Here is a 19111-nt window from a genome sequence, read left to right as displayed (position 1 = left end):
TCGGTCAACCACGTATTTTATGCTGGAACGAAAGCCTCTCCAGCGAGTTGCCCTCCATCACGCGGAACGCATTTCGATCCCCGTCGTCGCTGGCGTGGTCTTGCTCTCCGCCGGCTCGCGTTTGACCCGGAACCAGGCCGCGTACATGGCCGGCAGCGCCAGCAGCGTCAGGACCGTGGCCACGATCAGCCCACCCATGATCGCCACGGCCATCGGCCCCCAGAAAACGCTGCGCGACAACGGGATCATCGCCAGCACGGCCGCCGCCGCGGTCAGCACGATCGGCCGCAGCCGGCGCACCGCCGACTCGACAATGGCATCCCAAGCCGGCACCCCGGCCGCTCGGTCATGCTCGATCTGGTCGACCAGGATCACCGCATTGCGCTGGATCATGCCCATGAGTGCAATCACGCCCAGGAGCGCCACGAAGCCGAAGGGCCGGTTCAGCGCCAGCAGCGCGCCCGCCACCCCGACGATACCGAGCGGGCCGGTGATGAAGACGAGCACCGACCGGCTGAAACTGTGCAGTTGCAGCATCAGCAAGGTAAACACCAGGAACAGCATGATCGGCACGCCGGTGACGATGGATGCCGAACCCTTGCTGCTTTCTTCCACTGCGCCAGCCACTTCAATGCGATAGGCACCCCGCCCGGCCGCGTGCCACCTGGCTTCGAGTTCGCGCAGCTTGGGAAGAAGCTGGTCGGTGACGGTCGCGCCCTGAAGCCCTTCGACGATATCGCCCTGGACGGTGATCGCGTAGTCGCGGTTCTCGCGCCACATCACGCCCGGCTCCCAGGTAAAGACCGGCTTGGCGATCTGCATCAGCGGAATCGAACGGCCCGAACTCGTGGGCAGATAGGCATTTCCGAGGTCCGAAATGGCCTCGCGCTCGTCCGGCGACTGGCGCAGCACGATATCGATCAGCAGGTCGTTTTCGCGGTATTGACCAACGGTGGTGCCGCTGAACATGGTCCGCGAAGCTTGCGCGATCGCCTGGCTGGTCACGCCGAGCGCACGCGCCTTGTCCTGGTCGACTTCAAGGCGGATCACCTTGACCGATTCATTCCAGTTGTCGTTGACGCCGCGCATGTTGGGGTTCTCGCGCATCACGGCCTTGACCTCGTCGGCGCGCGCGCGCAATTCCGCCGGGTCGGTGCCGATCACGCGAAACTGCACGGGATACGGCACCGGCGGCCCATTGGGCAGCAGCTTGACGCGGCCGCGCGCCTCGGGAAACTCCTGCGCCAGGAGCGCGGGCAACTTCAGCCGCAGGCTCTCGCGATAGTGAAGATCCTTCGCCAGAAGAATCATCTGCGACACGTTGGTCTGCGGAAACACCTGGTCGAGCGGCAGATAGAAACGCGGCACGCCGGATCCGATCCAACTCGTGACCGTCGTGACGCCCTCTTCCTGGCGCAGCCGTTCCTCGACGCGCTTGGCGACCTCTTCGTTGGCAGCGAAAGACGTGCCTTCCGGAAACCACAGCTCGACCAGGATCTCCGGGCGGCTCGAATCGGGGAAGAACTGCTGTTGCACCTTGCCCATGCCGACGATGCCGAGAGCGAACATCAGCAAGGTGGCGCCGATGGTGATCCAGCGATGCGCCACGCACCAGTCCACCGTGCGGCGGAAGGTGTTGTAGAACGGCGTGTCGAACAATTCGTGCGGCGGCGCGTCCGGGTCGTGCGGCTTGACCTTGAGCAGCAGCGTGCCGAGGTAAGGCACGAAATACACCGACACGAACCAGCTCAGCACCAGCGCGATCACCGTGACCGCGAAGATCGCGAAGGTGTATTCGCCCGTGACAGACTTCGCGATGCCGATAGGCAGGAAGCCGGCGGCCGTGATCAGCGTACCGGTGAGCATCGGCTTGGCCGTGACGTCGTAGGCGAAAGTCGCGGCGCGGACCTTGTCGTAGCCCTCTTCCATCTTCCGCACCATCATCTCGACCGCGATGATCGCGTCGTCGACCAGCAGGCCCAGCGCGATGATCAGCGAGCCCAGCGATATCTTGTGCAGCCCGATGCCGAAGTAGTTCATCGCAAGGAAGGTCACCGCCAGCACGAGCGGAATGGTGATCGCCACGACAAGGCCCGGGCGGATGTCGACGTACCAGCCGAAGCGCCCACCCTTGTGCAGCCCGAGCGACACGAAGCTCACCGCCAGCACGATCGCCACCGCCTCGATCAGCACGCTCACGAATTCGTTGACCGATTTGGCAACCGCGACCGGCTGGTCCTGCACCTGCACGAGCTGGACGCCGAGCGGCAGTTGCTTGTCGATTTCCGCCGTGGCGGCATGCAGCGCCTTGCCGAGCGCGATGATGTCGCCGCCCTTGGCCATCGAAACGCCCAGCGCGATCACTTCCTTGCCCTGGTGGCGCACCTTGACGGCCGGCGGATCGACGTAGCCGCGATGAATCTCGGCGATGTCGCCCAGGCGCATCTGGTTGCCGGAGCTTCCGCGTATCGGCATCGCGCGCAATTGGTCCACGCTCGTGAACTGGCCTCCCACGCGGACCTGCACCACATCCTGCGGTGCCTGGATGGTTCCTGCGCTCTCGATCACGTTCTGTGATCCGAGCTGCCCCAGCACCGTGCTGAAATCGAGACCAAGCTGTGCCAAGCGCTTCTGCGAGACCTCGATGTAAACCTTTTCGTCCTGGATGCCGAACTGGTCGACCTTGGCCACGTCCTTCACGCGCAGCAGACGCTGGCGCACGTCGTCGGCGAAGGTCTTGAGCTCGGCATAGTTGAAGCCGTCGCTCTCCAGCGCGTAGATCACGCCATACACATCGCCGAAGTCATCGTTGAAAAAGGGGCCCTGCACGCCTGCAGGCAAGGTGGCGCGCATATCGCTGATCTTCTTGCGCACCGTGTACCAGACGTTGGCCACCTCGCCGGGCTTGGACGAGTCCTTGATCTGAAAAATGATCTGCGACTCGCCGGGCTTCGAGTAGCTGCGGATCTTGTCGGCGTAGGGTGCCTCTTGCAGCGTTCGCTCGAGCTTGTCGGTCACCTGCTCCGCGACTTGCTGCGCCGTGGCACCGGGCCAGTAGGTGCGGACCACCATCGCGCGGAAAGTGAACGGCGGGTCCTCGTCCTGGCCGAGTTGGAAGTACGACGCGAAGCCCAGCAGCATCAGCACGAACATCAGGTAGCGCGTGAGTGCCGCATGGTCGAGCGCCCATTTCGAGAGGTTGAAGCCGGCCTTGCCGGTGTCGGCGGTCTGTGACGTCATGCAGGCGTCCTCAGCGCGTGGCCACGGGAGCTACGGGCGTGGGCATCGCGGCGGCCTCATGAATCGGGCCGGCGGGCGCAGCCGCCCGGTCGCGGTAGATGGTGACCTTCTGTCCCGGCGACAACACGTGCACGCCCGCGGCCACGACCAATTCGCCGGGCGAGAGACCCTTGCCGATCACGGCGTCGTTGCCGTCAGCCGTCATGACCTCGACGGGCTGTGAGCGCACCGTCATGCTGGACTTGTCGAGCACCCAGACGGCCGTGCCCTTGCCCTCCTGGCGCAAGGCGCTGGTCGGCACCTTCAACACCGGCGTGCCACTGTGCGACAGCGCCTTCGGCCGTGCATAGACCGTGGCGCCCAGCGCGGGTGCCGTCAACGGATCGATCGTCGCCTTGACGGTATAGGTGCGCGTGACTGCGTCGGCACTGGCCGCGACTTCGCGCACCTTGCCTTCGAATTCGCTTCCGTTGGCCCATCCGCGGATCGCGACCGGTGAGTCGGGCTTGACCTGCCCCGCGCGATCCTCGGGCACCGCGAACACCACGTCGCGCGCGCCGTCCTGCGCGATGCGGACGACCGGCGTACCGGCGGCAACCACCTGCCCCGGTTCGGCTTCGATGGCGGTGATGATGCCCGGCACGTCGGCCACCAGCGTCGTGTAGTTGGCCTGGTTGCCCTGTGCGGTGAGCTGCGCCTGCGCCTGTTCGAGTTGGGCTTGCGCAGCCTTGAATGTGGTTTCGCGGCGCTCCAGATCTGCGCCGCTGATGAAGTTCTGGTCGCGCAGCGAGCGATAGCGCTTGAGGTCCGCCGCAGCCAGATCGCGATTGGTCAGCGCCGCGGCATGCTGCGCGCGTGCACCTTCGGCTGCCAGCCGGAAGTCTTGCGGGTCGAGTTGGGCGAGCACCTGTCCCGCCTGAATATGCTGGCCGAGTTCAGCTTGGCGGCGCGTGATCTTGCCGGCCACCCGGAAGCCGAGCCGCGATTCGACCCTCGCCCGCACCTCGCCCGAGAACTCGGGCTCGGTGTCATAGGGGCTGACGCCGACGGCGATGACCTTGACCGAACGAACGGGCTCTTCAGCCGCCGGCGGACGGGAACATCCTGCGAGAACGAAAACGGCAAGGAGGACCCCGGCGCATGGACGAGAAAGGAATACGGACGAGGCGGTCATGAAGCACCCTTGAAAAAACCAGCGGGGTCATTAATGACCAGCCGGTTAGTAATCTAGGGTAAACGCCAATCGCTGTCAACGGAAACACCGGCGCATCGGGGGCACGAGACCTAGGTGCGCTGTCCCATTTCCACAAGCCGGTTCTCGGGCAGCACGAAGTAGTCGGAGGCTCGCCCCGCATTGCGCTGCAACCAGCCGAACAGTGCCCTGCGCAACGGGTTCATGTTCGGAAGATGCTCGTCGCCGACAGAGGCGCGCGAAACGAAATACGACGTGGTCATCGAGTCGCAAGCCAGGCCCTTCTGGTAGGCCAGGATGCGGATGAATTCAGGCACGTCGGGGCGCTCCATGAAGCCGTGCCGCGCGGTGGCGACCCAGAAGCCTTCGCCGAGGGTTTCGGCTTCGATCCGAATTCGCGCATCGACGCGCGGCGTGTCGCACGAGATCACCCTGAGCACGATGACCTTCGTGTGAAGGACCTGGTTGTGCTTGAGGTTGAGGAGCAGCGCATGCGGCACGGATTCGGCGTCGGGGTTGAGGAACACCGCCGTCCCCCTCACCCTGTAAGGCATGCCGGCCGCGAGCGAATCCACGAAAGGCACCAGCGGCAGACGCTCTGCTTCCGCGGCTTGCAAGCCGAGGCGGCGGCCCTTGGCCCAAGTCGTGAAGACGATCATCACAAGAACCGCCACCGCGAGCGTGAGCCAACCGCCTTCGAGGATCTTCAGGCTGTTGGCGACGACGAACATCACGTCGACCGAGGCGAAGATCAATACGCCGATCACGACCGCCGCGCGATTCCACCGCCAGAGCTTGAATGCAACGATGCCGGCCAGCAGCGTGGTGGTGACCATCGTGATCGACACGGCAATGCCATAGGCCGCCGACAGCGCGCTCGAACTCCGGAAACCCAGCACCAGCAGCAGCACGCCGACCATCAGTAACCAATTGACGGTCGGCAGATAGATCTGCCCGATGGCTTCGCCGGATGTCTGCACGACCCGCATGCGCGGCAGGTAGGCCATGCGGATGGCCTGCGCAGTGAGCGAGAACGCGCCCGAGATGACGGCCTGCGATGCGATCACCGTGGCCATCGCGGCGAGGATGACCATCGGCAGCACCGCCCAGGACGGAAAGAGCCTGAAGAAGGGGTTGTCGATCGCGGCCGGATTCGAGAGCACCAATGCGCCCTGGCCGAAATAATTCAGCACCAGCCCCGGCAAGGCAATGAAGATCCATGCGAGGCGAATCGGCTTCGCGCCGAAATGACCCATGTCAGCGTAGAGTGCCTCGCCGCCCGTGAAGGCAAGGAACACGGCGCCCAGCACGGCGAGCGACTGCGCGCGATGCGTGATCAGGAAGCCGACCGCGTGGCGAGGGTCCAGCGCCGCCAGCACCTGCGGCTGCTTGAGCACCTGCAGCAGACCTCCCACGGCGATCACGAGAAACCACAACAGCATGATCGGCCCGAACACGCGGCCCACGACCCCGGTACCGTGGCGCTGCACCGCGAAGAGGCCGATCAGGATCGCAACGGTAATCGGGATCACGAACGGTTGGAGCTTCGGCGCCTCCACCTCCAGGCCCTCGACCGCGGAAAGAACCGAAATCGCCGGCGTGATGAGACTGTCGCCGTAGAACATCGCCGCCCCGACGAGCCCCAGCACAGCAATCAGGGAGGAAACCCAGGCGCGCGTGGGCGTGCCGGTCACCGCGTTGCGCGCCAGCGCCTGCAACGCCAGGATGCCGCCCTCACCGTCGTGGTCGGCGCGCAGCACGAACACGACGTACTTCAGCGTCACCACGAACATCAGCCCCCAGAAAATCAGCGACAACAGTCCCAGCACCGATTCGGGCGTGAAGGGAATGCCGTGTTCGGGATTCAGCGTCTCCTTGAAGGCGTAGAGCGGCGACGTGCCGATGTCGCCGAAAACCACGCCCAGCGCCGCAATCATCAGGACCGGTCCGGCTTTGGGATGGGATCCAGGGTCCGTGAGACCGAGGTTCTGCGACGTTGTATTCATGATGTCTGAAAGGCCTCCACTGCGCGGATCGTACCCTCGCCGTGACGCACAATCCGCGGCGTGTCATCCATCCCCCCTCCCCCTCTCGCAGCCTCGCCGACGCACTACGAGAACTTCCCGGTCGCCTCCTGGCTGTGCCCGCCGCGACTGCGGCCGCCGATTGCGGCCATCTACGCATTCGCGCGCACAGCCGACGACATTGCCGACGAAGGCGACGCCGGCTCCGCGCAGCGCCTCGACGATCTCCGCGCCTTTCGCGCCGACCTGGCCGCCGTGGCGCGAGCCGCGGCCCCGTCAGGCCGTTGGCCTGAAGTCTTCGTTCCGCTCGCGGATGCCATGCGCGAGTTTTCGCTGCCCGAGAGTCTGCTCGCCGACCTTCTCTCCGCCTTCATGCAGGACATCGAGAAGACCCGGGACGGCGCGGGTTACGCCGACCGCGCCGAGTTGCTGGACTACTGCCGCCGCTCGGCCGATCCTGTCGGTCGGCTGCTGCTTCATTTGTATGGCGTCGACGACCCGCCTGCGCTCGCGCAAAGCGACGCGATCTGCAGTGCGCTGCAACTGATCAATTTCTGGCAGGACCTGAGCGTCGACCTGCCGCGCTCCCGCTACTACCTGCCGCGAGACGCCATCGCCGCGCACGGCCTGGATCCGCAGGCCTTCAACACGTTCCGACCGCTGGCACCCGCCTCCCCTCCGTCGAAGGCGATCGCGCTCGTCGCGGACCAGGTCGCATGGGCGCGCGAACTCATGCGCGAAGGTGCGCCGCTGGTCCATCGCCTGCCGGGTCGTGCCGGGTGGGAGTTGCGCTTCGTGGTGCAAGGCGGCAGCCGCATCCTCGACAAGATCGAGGCGCTGGGCTGCGACACTTTTTCGCGCCGGCCCACCCTCGGCAAGGCCGATGCGCCGCTGCTCGCGTGGCGGGCCCTGCGGATGCGGAGACAATCGCCCGCATGAAGAGGCCCGCACGATGACCCCCGAGCAGTACGTCCAGGACAAGGCCGCTGCCTCGGGCAGCAGTTTTTATTACGCCTTCCTGTTCCTCCCGAAACCGCGCCGCGCCGCGATCACCGCGTTCTATGCGTTTTGCAGGGAAGTCGACGACGTGGTCGACGAAGTCAGCGACCCCGGCGTTGCCGCCACCAAGCTCGCCTGGTGGCGCACCGAGGTCGCCCAGTCCTACGCAGGCCAGCCGCACCATCCGGTGATGCAGGCCCTGATGCCGCACGCGGCCGAATACGGCATCGAGGAACGCCAGTTGCATGAAGTGATCGAGGGCTGCCAGATGGACCTCGACCAGACGCGCTATCTCGACTTCGCGGCGCTGCGGCGCTATTGCCACCTGGTGGCCGGCGTGGTGGGCGAAGGCGCAGCGCGCATCTTCGGCCAGACCGATCCGCAGACCACGGCCTACGCCCACAAGCTCGGCCTCGCGCTTCAGTTGACGAACATCATCCGCGACGTCGGCGAGGACGCGCTGCGGGGGCGCATCTACCTGCCGGTCAATGAACTGCAGCAGTTCGACGTGAAGGCGCACGAAATCCTCAACCGCGTCCATTCCGATCGCTTCATCGCACTGATGAAGTTCCAGGCCGATCGCGCGCAGGCGGCCTACGATGAAGCGCTGGCCCTCCTCCCGTCGGCGGATCGGCGCATGCAGAAGCCGGGGCTGATGATGGCCAGCATCTACCGCACGCTGCTTTCGGAGATCGAGCGCGACAACTTCCAGGTGCTGAATCAGCGTGTGAGCCTGACGCCGGTACGCAAGCTCTGGCTCGCATGGCGCGTGCAGGCACTCGGGAAGCTCTGACTTGAGCCGTGTGGCGATCATCGGGGGCGGCTGGGCCGGATTGGCCTGCGCGGTCAAGGCAGTGCGCGGGGGACATTCGGTCAGCGTCTTCGAAGCCGCGAGAAACTGGGGCGGCCGAGCGCGCGCGCTGCCGGCGACACTCCCGAACGGCGAGCGCGTGACGCTCGACAACGGCCAGCACATCCTGATCGCCGCCTACACTGATTCGCTGGCCCTGATGGCGCGCGTCGGTGTCGATGCCGATGTCGCCTTCCAGCGCTTGCCGCTGAATCTGCGCTTTCCCGACGGCACCGGTCTCTCGCTGCCGCAACTGCCCGCGTGGCTCGACCGGGCAACGCGGCGCATCGCGCCCCTGGATGTGGTGGCAGGCGTTGTCAGTGCGCGCGGCTGGTCGTGGGAGGACAAGCTTTCGCTGCTGAAGACCGCCATGCGCTGGCAACGGCAAGGATTCGTCTGCCCGGAAGAGGAAACGGTGGCCGGCCTGTGTTCCACGCTCACGCCCCGCGTGCGCGCCGAACTCACCGAGCCGCTGTGCGTCTCCGCGCTCAACACGCCTGCCGATCAAGCCAGCGGCAAGGTCTTCCTGCATGTGCTCGCGCAGGCGCTGTTCCGGACGCCTGGCGGCTCGCAGTTTCTGTTGCCGCGTGTCGACCTCGGCGCACTTTTTCCGGATGCAGCCGACCGCTGGCTGCGGCAGCAAGGCGCGCGGACCGAACTCGGACGCCGCGTGCGCGCCATCACACCGGACGGCGCGGGCTGGCGCGTCGACGACGAACCGTTCGACCGCGTGGTGCTGGCCTGCGCGCCGTGGGAAGCCGCGCGCCTCGCCGCTGACCTCGCACCGGCTTGGTCTGCCATGGCCGACGCGCTGACGCACGAAGCCATCACCACGGTCTATCTCCATGGCGACACGGCAGCGCTGCCCGCGCCCTTCGTCACGTTGCGCAGCACGCCCGAGGCGCCTGCGCAGTTCGCCTTCGACCGCGGCCGGCTCGGTGGTCCGCGCGGCCTGCTCGCCTTCGTGATCAGCGCAAGCACCGACGATCGCGAGGCGCTCCAGCGCCTGGTTCAAGCGCAGGCCCGCGAGCAATTGGGTCAGGACGGGCTGCAACCGATCCTGACCGTGATCGAACGGCGCGCGACCTTCGCATGCACGCCCGGGCTGGTTCGCCCCCCGATGCACGTCGCGCCGGGTCTTGTTGCCTGCGGCGACTACGTGGAGGGCGACTACCCCGGGACGCTCGAAGGCGCGGTGCGCAGCGCCATCGCCGCGGCTGCAACGCTCTGACGCGGACTCAGGCCCGGCCGACCGGCTTGCCGGCGCTGTCCCAGTCGGCGAGGAATCCGGTGGCCGGTGCGTTGGTCAGGATGGCGTCGATCGGTCGTGCTGCTCCGGCCGGCGCCGGCCGCAACGGCGGCGTCGTCGACCACGGCGGCGTCACGTGCGGACGGGGTTCCGCGTCGAGCGCAATGCTGTGTTTGTCCATCAGACGGTACAAGGTCATGCGCGAGACACCGAGCTCGCGGGCCGCATGCGTGACGTTGCGACCGACGCGCGTCAGCGTGAGCACGATCACGTCGCGCTCAGCCGCCGTGCGCGCGGCATCCAGTCCCATGCCGACCTGGTTGTCGGCCGGCATCAGGCCGAGATCGTTCGGCCCGATCAGGCGCCGGTCGGTCATGACCACCGCGCGCTGCACGCGATTGAAGAGCTCGCGCACATTGCCCGGCCAGGCGTGCGCCAGCATGGCGGCGACCGCCTGCCGGCTGAACCCCTTCACGCGCGCCCGGCTCTTGGCGGCGCAGCGCTGGAAGAAATACTCCGCGAGGATCGGCACATCTTCCATGCGCCGCCGCAGCGGGGCGACTTCGATCGACAGCACGTTCAACCGATAGAACAAATCGTCGCGAAACTGCCCCACGGCCACCGCCTCGGCCAGGTCCACGTGCGATGCCGCCACCACCCGCACGTCGACATGCAGGTTGCGCACTGCACCGACGCGGCTGATGGTCTTCTCCTGCAGGAAGCGCAGCAGGTTCGTCTGCAATTCGAGCGGAAGATCGCCGATCTCGTCGAGGAAGATCGTGCCGCCGTTGGCCGCCTCGATCAGCCCTCGACGCTCCGACGAAGCGCCCGTGAATGCGCCGCGCTCATGCCCGAACAGTTCGGACTGGATCAGCGACGGCGAGATCGCACCGCAATTGACGGCAACGAAGGGGCCGGCCGAGCGTTGCGAGCATTGGTGAATCGCGCGCGCCGCCAGCTCCTTGCCGCTGCCGCTTTCGCCGCCGATCAGCACCGGCGCATCGGTCGCCGCGACCTTGCGGATCTGCTGGCGCAGCCGCGTGATCGCAGGGCCCTGCCCCACCATGCCAAGGGCGTCGATGGCGTGGCTGTGCGCCGCGTTGTGCCGAAGTCGCAGCATCGCGCGCTGGCTGGCATGTTCGAGCGTTCGCTCCAGGTCCTGAAGATCGACCGGCGTCACCTGGTGATCGAAGAAGCAGCCGAGTACCAGCTCGCGGAAACCGGTCGACTCCAGCGCATGCGCATCGCACACGCTCACCCATTCGGAGCCCGCCGAGCTATTGACGCAGGCTTCCACCGCCGCTTCGGGCACGTTCAGCGACGGCCCGACGATCAGCATGCCGACCTTGAAATGCCGATGCGCCTGCACGCGGCCCGCCGCCACCAGATCGCCGACCTGCGTCACGTCCCAGCCTCGGGCGATCAGCGGGTCCAACACTTCGGCCGCACTGCCGCCCAGCGTCACGCAAAGGATGCTTCCGGGCTGCATGGCGAAGGACCACCAGGGCCTGCTAGAACGACATCGGCAGCCTGACGGTCAGCTGGAGGTCGGGGGTGTCACGCGTCAGGCCGGCACCCACGCTCACGTTGAGAACGGTCTTGTCGTTGTAGCGGTACGAATAGCCCAGCAGCAGCGATGCCAGCTGTGTGCGTACCGAACCGAGGACGGTCTGGCCGTTCTGCTTGGTGGGGGCGACGGAATAAAGTTCCATGCCGAGACTGAAGGACGAGCGCTCGTTGAGCGCCATGCCCATGCCGAAGTTCATGCCGAACACGCCACCTGCCTGCACATCGCCGAGAAACTCGGTCTGGCCGTTCAGCACCGTGCGGCTGACGTTGTTACGGGCGAAGTTGTAGGTATAGCTGAGGCCACCGAAGAAGACCGCTGGATCGGAGGGCAGCAGGAAGTTGATGCTCGGCTGCAACGAATAGAAGCCGGAGCCTGTCGGGAGTTCGAGCGGCAGCCCGGTGCCCGTGGTGTTGCCGATGCAGCGCGTCACGCAGTCGGTCGGCACCTCGAAGGGGTCCTTGCCGTTTCGACCCTTGAAGCGCAGCGAGCCGACGACATAGGGCTTGTTGTTGTCCCGGCCGTCGGCGATCTGATAGCGGACCGCGGCCTCGATGTCGCCCATGCCGTTGCCGTGCGTGTCGAAGACGTTGTCGAAGGCCGAGCCGGTGAAGATCTCGCGGCTGATGGTGTTGTTCGATCGGGCGAGGTACGGAATCTTCAGTTCCAGTTCCATGCGGTTGGTCACGCCAAAGCGACCCGTGGCTGCGGCGATGAATGTGTTGTTCTTGTATTGGCGCACATCGACCAGGCCGATCAGGATCGCGGGGATCACCGTATAGCCCACCAACGCAACCTGATTGCTCGACGAATAGCCGTATTGCAATGAGGGCTCGAAGACGAACGTGCCCTTGGGTGTGAGGATGCTTGGCTCCGGGAAGATCTGCGCCACCGGCGGTGCCTGGGCTTCCTCGCTCGGCGCGACGCCCACGCGCACGGGTCTGGTGGAGGTGTCCTCAGTGGTCTCGCTGGGTATGGCGCTCCCCACGACCTCCGGCTTCGAGCCCGGGGCCGGCAGCCGACGCGCCTCCTGGGTGTTCTGGTTGACCGCCTGCCCCTGGGCCGTGACGCGTTCCGAGAGTTCCTTGTAGCGGGTCTCCTGCTCGGCCGCCTGCTGCCGGAGCTCGTCGATCTGGCGACCTTGCTCCGCCAGCTGACGTTGAAGGGCTTCGAGGCGCCGCGCGGCCGACGGCCCCTGGCCCTGCTTGGCGTTGCGGGTGGACGGTGTCCCCTGGCCCTGCGCCTGCGTTTGCGCGATCGCACTTGACCATGCCATCGATGAACAGGCAATCAGCACGAGCGCCCTGTTCGGACGAATTGTCTCCATCGTTGCCCCCTCGTTGTGTTCTTCGTGCGAGGTTCCCGCGGGCAGCGTATACGTTTTGTTAAGGTCGTGCAAAGCCGTAAGTTGCAAACAAAAGTAAGCGGTCGCGATCAACCTGCGATGTGTCTCAGCGGTGTTGCAGTTCGGGCACGAATGCGCTGGCGCAAGCCGCCGACAACACGACACGGCGCCCTCACGCGCACCTCTTGCGGCGCGCCGCAGACACCGCTGCCGAACCGGGTGGTGGTGTCCCACGGTTGAGACACAACACGATGGATCGCGCCGTGTCGCGCATGCAAGGCATACACTGGCGTTGCGCCCGAAAAGCAACGGTTTGCCATCGATTTACCGTCAAGCAGATGTGACAGAAGGAGCGCAAAAAGCGGTCTTTCGGGCCGCTGAAATTCTCGGCGCGCAAGTCACCGAATCGTCACGCAAGGCCTTCCTCCAATGAGGAATCGTTCTCACGAAACAAGCCGTAATTTGCTGGCATCGAAGTTGCACCGCGGCCTTCGATTTGCGGCGACGCACGTCAATACCAAGCTTGTTCAACTTTTTTTGGAGGGTTCATGAAAAAGACACTTGTGGCTTCGGCCATTGCGCTTGCCTTCGGGTTCAGCGGGGCAGTGTTCGCCGATCAAACGGCAGGACCGTCGGGGCGTGGAGACGACACCAATAGCAATACGGACAGCAGCACCCATTCACTCTCGTTCACCGACAGCAGCACGCATTCGCGTACGGACAGCAGCACGCATACGCGCAGCAACACGGGTGACGCTACGGCTGACGCGCGCTCCGCCGCGCTGAACAACGGGTCGACAGGCACGTTCGACAACGCTTTCAACTTCACCAGGACCACCGCAACGGCGACCAGCAATCTCGACGGAACTGTGTCGCACAACCGCATCAACAACATCGGAAACGTTGCCTACAACATGGGTTCCGCAGCGGGCGGAAAGGGCTACGGCGGAACCGGCGGCACGGGCAGGGGCGGCACGGCCACCGGCACAGGCCAAGGCGGCAACGGTGCCGTCGGCAATGGTGCCGTCGGTGCGGCTGGCGGACGGGCCTCCAACGGCAACGTCACCAATGGCAGCGCCACCAATGGCGGTTCCGAAGCGGGTGACGGCGGCAACGGCCTCGGCGGCATCGCCGTTGGTCTGACCGGCAGCGGACGCGCCTCATCCAGTGGCGGCGACGGCGGACGCGGCGGCTCGAGCGGCGACAGCGGCCGTGGCGGAAGCAGCGGCAGCCTCTCCGCTGCGCTCGGCGGCAGGAGTGGCGGTGGCGGCGGTGGCGGAAGCTCCGGCAGCACCTCGGCAGGCTCGGGCGGCAATGGCGGCCGAGGCGGCGGAGGCGGTGACGGCGGCTTGGCCGGCGCAGCAGGCGGCGCGGGCGGCAACGGCGCAGCCGGCGGCGCAGGCGGCGCAGGCGGTGCCAGCGGCACGGCAGGCGCAGGCGGCGCGAGCGGTGCAGGCGGAGCCGGCACATCGACCAGCACGGCAGGCGCGGGCGGCGCGAGCGGCGCCACGGGCGCCGGTGGAGCGGGCGGTTCGGGCGGCGGCGGCGGAGCGGCCACCAGCACGGCGACCGGCACCCAGACCGGCGGCGCGGGCACGGGCGGCGCAGGCGGCTCGAGCACGAACGGCAGCGCCACCAACGGCAGCGCCAGCAATGGCAGCAACACTGCAGGCGCCGGCGGCGCAGGCGGTAGCGGCACCGGCGGCGCGGGCGGCGCGGGCGCAGGCGGAACCAACACGGGCAACGGCGGAACCGGTGGCGTCGGCAACGGCGGCACGGGCGGCGCAGGTGGCACGGTGACGGTCGATGCAGGCACGTTCAACATGTCCAACACCATGACGAGCGTCGGTCAAACGGCAGCCGGCATCATGGTCGCGAACCAGAACAGTGGCCTGTCCTCGCTGGTCCAGCAAAGCGTGAACGTCCAGGCGAACCTGAGCGTGGGTCGCTGATCGATAGCGATGTCCGATGAGCGCCGCGCAGCCTGACCCGTTCAGGCTGCACGGCGCGAGTCGGCTCTCGCCCTATAAGCTGGCCAAGGGGAGACGCCATGAAATTCCTTACCCTCTACGGGTCCGTTTGCGCGGCCCTGGGGATCCTGCTGCCGATGGCGGCCGCGGCGCAAGGCGCGTTGCCAATCGGTGATGATTCGGCCAAGGTCGATCGCGTCGCCTTCGTCGCGACGCCGGTCGACTCTTCGACACTGGCAGGCTATCGGGGCGGCACCGATCTGGTCCGCAACGACATGACGCTGAATGGCACCACGGCCGACAACTCGGCGCGGAATGTCAATACAGGCGACAACACCATCAGTTCGGGCTCGTTCGCGAACATGAGCGGCTTGCCGGTCGTGATCCAGAACAGTGGCGCGAATGTACTGATACAGAACGCGGTGATCCTTCATTTGCAGATGAACTGAGGAGAGCGCCATGCGCCGCATGCTGCTTTCCGTCGCACTGCTCGCTGCAGCCACCGCAGCGCCCGCCCAGCGGGCCTACTTGTCCTTGGGGATGGGCGACGTGAACATGCCCATCACAAGCCTGAAGCAGGCGAAGACGGGGCGCACGCTCATCCAGAAGTACGACTTCAGTTGCGGGTCGGCCGCCGTCGCCACCCTGCTCACGCACCACTACAACTATCCGGTCACCGAAGAGGACGTGTTCAAGGAGATGTACGAGAACGGCGACCAGGCCAAGATCCACAAGGAGGGCTTCTCGCTGCTGGACATGAAGCGCTACCTGGATGCGCATGGCTTCGATGCCGACGGCTTCGAACAGCCGCTCGACAGACTCAACCAGGCGCGCGTTCCGGCGATCGTCCTGATCAACACGAACGGCTACCAGCACTTCGTCGTGGTCAAGGGCCTGCAGGACGATCGCGTGCTGATTGGCGATCCAGCCCAGGGCACGCGGGCGGTTTCGCGCAAATCCTTCGAGGAGAGCTGGAAGAACGGGTTGCTCTTCGTCATCCACAACCGCATGGACCAGGCGCGGTTCAACCTGGCTGCCGACTGGCGCGTTGCACCGCACGCGCCCATCGGGACACAAGGCATCAGCCGCGACAGCCTGTTTCAGGTCACGGTCCCGAAGCTGGGACCCGGGGAATTCTGATGCACGCCGCCCGCCTCCCTTTCGTGCGCGCTGGATTGCGGGTCTGCCTGTGCCTGCTTGTGGGCAGCGTCCTTTCGCCAGCGCTGGCGGCCGGACCCGATTCCGAAGAACCAAGCGCTGGCGTGTGGATGACCGTGAGCGACCAGACGCTGGACCACATGCGCGGCGGCTTCGACCCTGGCAACGGCCTGCTGGTGAGCTTCGGAATCACGCGGGCGACCTACATCAACGGCAGCCTCGTGACACAGACGACGCTCGACTTCAGCCATATCAACGACCTCACGCCGGTGCAGGCTGCGCAGCTCAACAAGCAGATGGCGAGCCTGAACCTGGTGCAGAACGGCCCGGGTAACACCGTTCAGGCGCAACAGGGCGGCGTGAACTTCGGCACCATCATTCAGAACACGCTGGACAACCAGCACATCGTGAACCAGACCATCATCAATGCGAGCAGCAATTCAGCCGGGATGATCAAGAGCCTGAACACCCTGTCGACATTGCAGGACAGCCTGCTGAGTTCCGTCGGCACGCGCTGATTCAGTTGTCGCCCGACATCAACGCCACGCAGAGCGCGTGCAGGTTCGGCACGATGAGTTGCGGCCGCGCGTCGTGTTCCCAGGGCCGCTCGTCGCGCACGAGCCACGCTGCCTGCATGCCCGCGCCGAGCGCGCCGACGACGTCCAGCGCCGCGTCGTCACCGACATGCAGCACATCCTTGGGCAACAGCCCGACCGAAGCGGCCGCCGCCCTGAAGATCGGCGCATGCGGCTTCCCGCTGCCGAATTCGCGTGCGTTGAACGCGGAGCGGAACCAGCGCCCGACGCCCGTGCGATGCACATCGGCATTGCCGTTGGAAATCGCCACCAGCGGATAGCGCTCGCTGAGCCACTTGAGCGCGGGCAAGACGTCGTCATAGAGCTGAACGCGCTGGCGCTCGGCAAAGAAGACTTCGAAGGCGGGCTCGGCGAGGGCCGGGTCTTCGCCCGCGCGGCGCAATGCGGTGCGAATCGACTCGCGGCGCATGGCGCTCAGGTCGTGTGCGAGATCGGAACGCTCTTTCTCCGTGGCCTCGCGCAGTTGGCGCAAGACGCCCGGCGTGACGAGCAGGTTCGCGGTCTTCGGTGCCTCGCGCAGCAGCCACTCGTGCAGGACGCGCTCGGCGCGTTCGATGGTGGGCCATATCGGCCAGAGCGTGTCGTCGAGATCGAGTGAAATCGCGGCGATGCGTTTCACGTCAAGTGTCAGGGAATGAGGGGTCGCGGTGGCCATGGTCGAGAATACCGCATGCCTTTTCGAGACCCACCGCCTGCCGAAGAGAATGCCCAGGATCGCATTGCCGTGCTCTGGTGCAACCTTGGCTCGCCCGACGAGCCGACGGCGAAGGCCGTGCGCCCCTATCTCGCCGACTTTCTCGGCGACCCGCGCGTTGTCGAGATTCCGCGCGCCGTCTGGGCGCTGATCCTGCACGGCATCATCCTGCGCACACGGCCCGCGAAATCGGCCGCCAAGTACGCCAGCATCTGGACGTCCGAGGGTTCTCCGCTCAAGGTGTGGACGAAGAAGCAGGCGACCCTGTTGAACGGTTGGCTCGGCGAACGCGGCCATCGCGTCACGGTGCGAGACGCCATGCGCTACGGCCAGCCATCGATCGCCACCCGCCTCGACCAACTCAAGGCCGAAGGCGCGACCCGCGTGCTTGTGCTGCAGGCCTATCCCCAGTATTCAGCCACCACCACGGCCAGCGTGATCGATGCCGTCAACGCATGGAGCGCCCGCGTACGCCGCGTGCCGGAGTTCCGTTTCGTCAACGACTACCACGACGACCCGGGCTACATCGATGCGCTGGCCCAGAGCGTCACGCGCCACTGGCGGCAGAACGGCCGGCCCGACCAATTGGTGATGAGCTTTCACGGCATTCCGGAACGCAACATCAAGCTCGGCGATCCCTATCAGGCGCAATGCGTTGCAACGGCACGCCTGCTGGCGGAACGTTTGCAGCTCACACCGGCGCAGTACCGCGTCACCTTCCAATCGCGCTTCGGCCGCGCCAAATGGCTGCAGCCCTACACCGAACCCACGCTGCGCGAACTCGCCGCCGCGGGTGTTCGGCGAGTCGACGTGATGTGCCCTGGCTTTCCAGCCGATTGCCTGGAGACGCTGGAAGAAATCGCGATGGAGGGCCGCGACGCGTTTCTCGGCGCAGGCGGCGAGACCTTCCAATACATCCCCTGCCTCAACGACACCAACGCGTGGATCACGGCGCTCGCCGGCATCGCGGACCGTCATCTCGCCGGTTGGCCCACCCGGGCCGAGGCCGCGTAGCCGAATTCAGCCCTTCACGGGCTGTGCGAGCAACGCCTTGATCGCCTGTTCCATCTGGTCGTACTCGCCTTCGCCGAAGTGCTGGCGCACCACGCGTCCCGACTTGTCGACGAGGTAGAACGCGGGCCAGTACTGGTTGTGCCAGGCTTTCCAGGTCGCAAAGCGGTTGTCCTGCGCCACCGGGTATCGGATGCCGAATCGTTGAAGTGCGGCCTCCACGTTCGGGGTGGACTTCTCGAATGCGAATTCAGGCGTGTGCACGCCGACGACGACGAAGCCCTGGTCCTTGTACTTCTCGTACCAGCGCACGACATGCGGCAAGGTGTTGATGCAGTTGATGCACGAGTAGGTCCAGAAGTCGACCAGTACGACCTTGCCCGCGAGGTCCTGCATGCTCAGCGGCGTCGAGTTGAGCCACCTGTCGATGCCGGCAAAGCCAGGGGCCGGCCCCTGGTCTTCGAGCAAGGGCGAAGCGGCCGACGCGGGCCACGGCGCGCAGGCCGCACCCATTGCAACGCCGAGCGACGCGAAGAAACTGCGCCTGGAAATCGAGTTCATGGTCGGAGCCCTTGTGAAAGCAGTCCGACTGGAATTCGTTCTCGCGCGCAGTCTCGGTCTTGGTGTTTACCCTTGGTTTGAGCTTGAGGCCGTCACCTGGTCAGAAGCGTCCCAGGTAGTCGAGCTTGCCGACAGGCACTCCGCTGTGACGCAGCACGTCGTAGGCCGTCGTGACGTGGAAAAAGAAGTTGGGCAACGAGAACTGCAGCAGATAGCGCTGCGCGGTGAACTTCAACTCATTGCCACGCACCTTCATCGTGACCTCGCGATCTTCGGCGCCGTCGATCAATGCGCGATCCACTGTCTGCAGATAGTCGACGGTCTTGGTGATGCGCGCCACCAGTTCGGCGAAAGTCGTTTCGTCGTCTGGAAAGCTGGGTGGCGTGACGCCCGCAATCCGCGCAGTGCCGAATTTCGCGGCATCGCTCGCGCTTTGGATTTGTCCAGCGAGGGTGAACATGTCCGGCGCAAGGCGCGCATTCACGAGTTCCGAAGGATCAGTGCCTGCCGCCTCCGCATGCGCGAGGCCTTTGTCCAGGATGTGCGAGAGCTGGCCGAGTCCGCGGGTGAACACCGGGACCGAAATGTCGTAGAGCGAAAGCGCCATGAGATGACTCCGTGTTGGGATGGGCGGCACGATTGTGCGACCACCCGC

16 protein-coding genes are annotated in these 19111 nt (G+C 65.8%); 8 read left to right on the top strand and 8 right to left on the bottom strand.

The features are described 5' to 3' along the window. Positions 1–57: 57 nt before the first annotated feature. From AC1DHL_RS05750 to AC1DHL_RS05740, 3 genes are all read right to left on the bottom strand, one after another. Positions 58–3240, bottom strand: coding sequence for an efflux RND transporter permease subunit (locus AC1DHL_RS05750; protein ID WP_478101394.1), 3183 nt, complete (start codon positions 3238–3240; stop codon positions 58–60). A 10-nt stretch (positions 3241–3250) separates the two neighbouring features. Then, positions 3251–4414 carry an efflux RND transporter periplasmic adaptor subunit gene (locus tag AC1DHL_RS05745; protein ID WP_478161248.1) on the bottom strand — a complete coding sequence of 388 codons (1164 nt, stop codon included), beginning with the start codon at positions 4412–4414 and terminating at the stop codon, positions 3251–3253. Positions 4415–4524: 110 nt separating this feature from the next. Further along, on the bottom strand, positions 4525–6369 hold the full coding sequence (locus tag AC1DHL_RS05740) for a potassium transporter Kup (protein WP_478161424.1): 1845 nt from the start codon (positions 6367–6369) through the stop codon (positions 4525–4527). Between the two features lie 129 nt (positions 6370–6498). Between AC1DHL_RS05740 and hpnC the strand changes: the two genes are divergently transcribed. From hpnC to hpnE, 3 genes are read left to right on the top strand one after another with little or no spacing between them, the layout of a single operon-like run. Further along, positions 6499–7395: a squalene synthase HpnC gene (gene hpnC, locus AC1DHL_RS05735; RefSeq protein WP_478101397.1), complete on the top strand. Its 897-nt coding sequence runs from the start codon at positions 6499–6501 to the stop codon at positions 7393–7395. 13 nt (positions 7396–7408) lie between these two features. After that, entirely contained in the window at positions 7409–8248 is an 840-nt protein-coding gene (gene hpnD / locus AC1DHL_RS05730) for a presqualene diphosphate synthase HpnD (protein ID WP_478101398.1), read from the top strand. A gap of 10 nt (positions 8249–8258) precedes the next feature. Continuing rightward, positions 8259–9536: a hydroxysqualene dehydroxylase HpnE gene (hpnE, locus tag AC1DHL_RS05725; protein WP_478161422.1), complete on the top strand. Its 1278-nt coding sequence runs from the start codon at positions 8259–8261 to the stop codon at positions 9534–9536. 7 nt (positions 9537–9543) lie between these two features. Here the strand turns inward: hpnE and AC1DHL_RS05720 are convergent, their stop codons facing one another. Then, positions 9544–11043, bottom strand: coding sequence for a sigma-54 interaction domain-containing protein (locus AC1DHL_RS05720; protein WP_478161246.1), 1500 nt, complete (start codon positions 11041–11043; stop codon positions 9544–9546). 22 nt (positions 11044–11065) lie between these two features. After that, the gene (locus AC1DHL_RS05715) at positions 11066–12448 is read right to left on the bottom strand and encodes a coiled-coil domain-containing protein (protein ID WP_478161244.1); all 1383 of its coding nucleotides are present in this window, start codon (positions 12446–12448) and stop codon (positions 11066–11068) included. 566 nt (positions 12449–13014) lie between these two features. On the opposite strand from AC1DHL_RS05715, the gene AC1DHL_RS05710 reads away from it, so the two are divergent. From AC1DHL_RS05710 to AC1DHL_RS05695, 4 genes are all read left to right on the top strand, one after another. Further along, positions 13015–14418 (top strand): hypothetical protein, encoded by a 1404-nt coding sequence (locus AC1DHL_RS05710; RefSeq protein WP_478161242.1) that lies wholly within the window; start codon positions 13015–13017, stop codon positions 14416–14418. Between the two features lie 98 nt (positions 14419–14516). Next, positions 14517–14885: a hypothetical protein gene (locus AC1DHL_RS05705; RefSeq protein WP_478161240.1), complete on the top strand. Its 369-nt coding sequence runs from the start codon at positions 14517–14519 to the stop codon at positions 14883–14885. 10 nt (positions 14886–14895) lie between these two features. After that, entirely contained in the window at positions 14896–15576 is a 681-nt protein-coding gene (locus AC1DHL_RS05700; protein WP_478101744.1) for a C39 family peptidase, read from the top strand. After that, the gene (locus AC1DHL_RS05695; RefSeq protein WP_478161238.1) at positions 15576–16112 is read left to right on the top strand and encodes a hypothetical protein; all 537 of its coding nucleotides are present in this window, start codon (positions 15576–15578) and stop codon (positions 16110–16112) included. Before AC1DHL_RS05700 ends, AC1DHL_RS05695 begins: the two co-directional genes overlap by 1 nt. Position 16113: 1 nt before the next feature. Here AC1DHL_RS05695 and AC1DHL_RS05690 read toward each other — a convergent pair whose 3' ends face one another. Next, on the bottom strand, positions 16114–16845 hold the full coding sequence (locus AC1DHL_RS05690) for an HAD family hydrolase (protein ID WP_478101741.1): 732 nt from the start codon (positions 16843–16845) through the stop codon (positions 16114–16116). A gap of 15 nt (positions 16846–16860) precedes the next feature. Here AC1DHL_RS05690 and hemH point away from each other — a divergent pair, with 15 nt between their 5' ends. Further along, complete coding sequence (gene hemH / locus AC1DHL_RS05685; RefSeq protein ID WP_478161236.1) at positions 16861–17898, top strand: ferrochelatase; 1038 nt, start codon at positions 16861–16863, stop codon at positions 17896–17898. Between the two features lie 6 nt (positions 17899–17904). On the opposite strand, the gene AC1DHL_RS05680 is transcribed toward hemH, so the two are convergent. Together AC1DHL_RS05680 and AC1DHL_RS05675 are read right to left on the bottom strand one after the other, a co-directional pair. Then, complete coding sequence (locus tag AC1DHL_RS05680; RefSeq protein WP_478161234.1) at positions 17905–18456, bottom strand: thioredoxin family protein; 552 nt, start codon at positions 18454–18456, stop codon at positions 17905–17907. A gap of 100 nt (positions 18457–18556) precedes the next feature. Continuing rightward, positions 18557–19063, bottom strand: coding sequence for a DUF1993 domain-containing protein (locus AC1DHL_RS05675; protein ID WP_478101736.1), 507 nt, complete (start codon positions 19061–19063; stop codon positions 18557–18559). Positions 19064–19111: the final 48 nt, after the last annotated feature.

The organism is Variovorax sp. 10L426 (assembly GCF_056395305.1).
The sequence above is the reverse complement of the archived record's forward strand: the minus strand, read 5'-3'. Positions and strand labels throughout refer to the sequence as shown.

What these genes read in the sequence shown, in the direction of transcription:
- AC1DHL_RS05750 (WP_478101394.1), bottom strand. Translation starts at nt 3,240, where the DNA reads ATGACGTCACAGACCGCCGACACCGGCAAGGCCGGCTTCAACCTCTCG.
- AC1DHL_RS05745 (WP_478161248.1), bottom strand. Translation starts at nt 4,414, where the DNA reads ATGACCGCCTCGTCCGTATTCCTTTCTCGTCCATGCGCCGGGGTCCTC.
- AC1DHL_RS05740 (WP_478161424.1), bottom strand. Translation starts at nt 6,369, where the DNA reads ATGATTGCGGCGCTGGGCGTGGTTTTCGGCGACATCGGCACGTCGCCG.
- hpnD (WP_478101398.1), top strand. Translation starts at nt 7,409, where the DNA reads ATGACCCCCGAGCAGTACGTCCAGGACAAGGCCGCTGCCTCGGGCAGC.
- AC1DHL_RS05720 (WP_478161246.1), bottom strand. Translation starts at nt 11,043, where the DNA reads ATGCAGCCCGGAAGCATCCTTTGCGTGACGCTGGGCGGCAGTGCGGCC.
- AC1DHL_RS05715 (WP_478161244.1), bottom strand. Translation starts at nt 12,448, where the DNA reads ATGGAGACAATTCGTCCGAACAGGGCGCTCGTGCTGATTGCCTGTTCA.
- AC1DHL_RS05710 (WP_478161242.1), top strand. Translation starts at nt 13,015, where the DNA reads ATGAAAAAGACACTTGTGGCTTCGGCCATTGCGCTTGCCTTCGGGTTC.
- AC1DHL_RS05705 (WP_478161240.1), top strand. Translation starts at nt 14,517, where the DNA reads ATGAAATTCCTTACCCTCTACGGGTCCGTTTGCGCGGCCCTGGGGATC.
- AC1DHL_RS05700 (WP_478101744.1), top strand. Translation starts at nt 14,896, where the DNA reads ATGCGCCGCATGCTGCTTTCCGTCGCACTGCTCGCTGCAGCCACCGCA.
- AC1DHL_RS05695 (WP_478161238.1), top strand. Translation starts at nt 15,576, where the DNA reads ATGCACGCCGCCCGCCTCCCTTTCGTGCGCGCTGGATTGCGGGTCTGC.
- AC1DHL_RS05690 (WP_478101741.1), bottom strand. Translation starts at nt 16,845, where the DNA reads ATGGCCACCGCGACCCCTCATTCCCTGACACTTGACGTGAAACGCATC.
- hemH (WP_478161236.1), top strand. Translation starts at nt 16,861, where the DNA reads ATGCCTTTTCGAGACCCACCGCCTGCCGAAGAGAATGCCCAGGATCGC.
- AC1DHL_RS05680 (WP_478161234.1), bottom strand. Translation starts at nt 18,456, where the DNA reads ATGAACTCGATTTCCAGGCGCAGTTTCTTCGCGTCGCTCGGCGTTGCA.
- AC1DHL_RS05675 (WP_478101736.1), bottom strand. Translation starts at nt 19,063, where the DNA reads ATGGCGCTTTCGCTCTACGACATTTCGGTCCCGGTGTTCACCCGCGGA.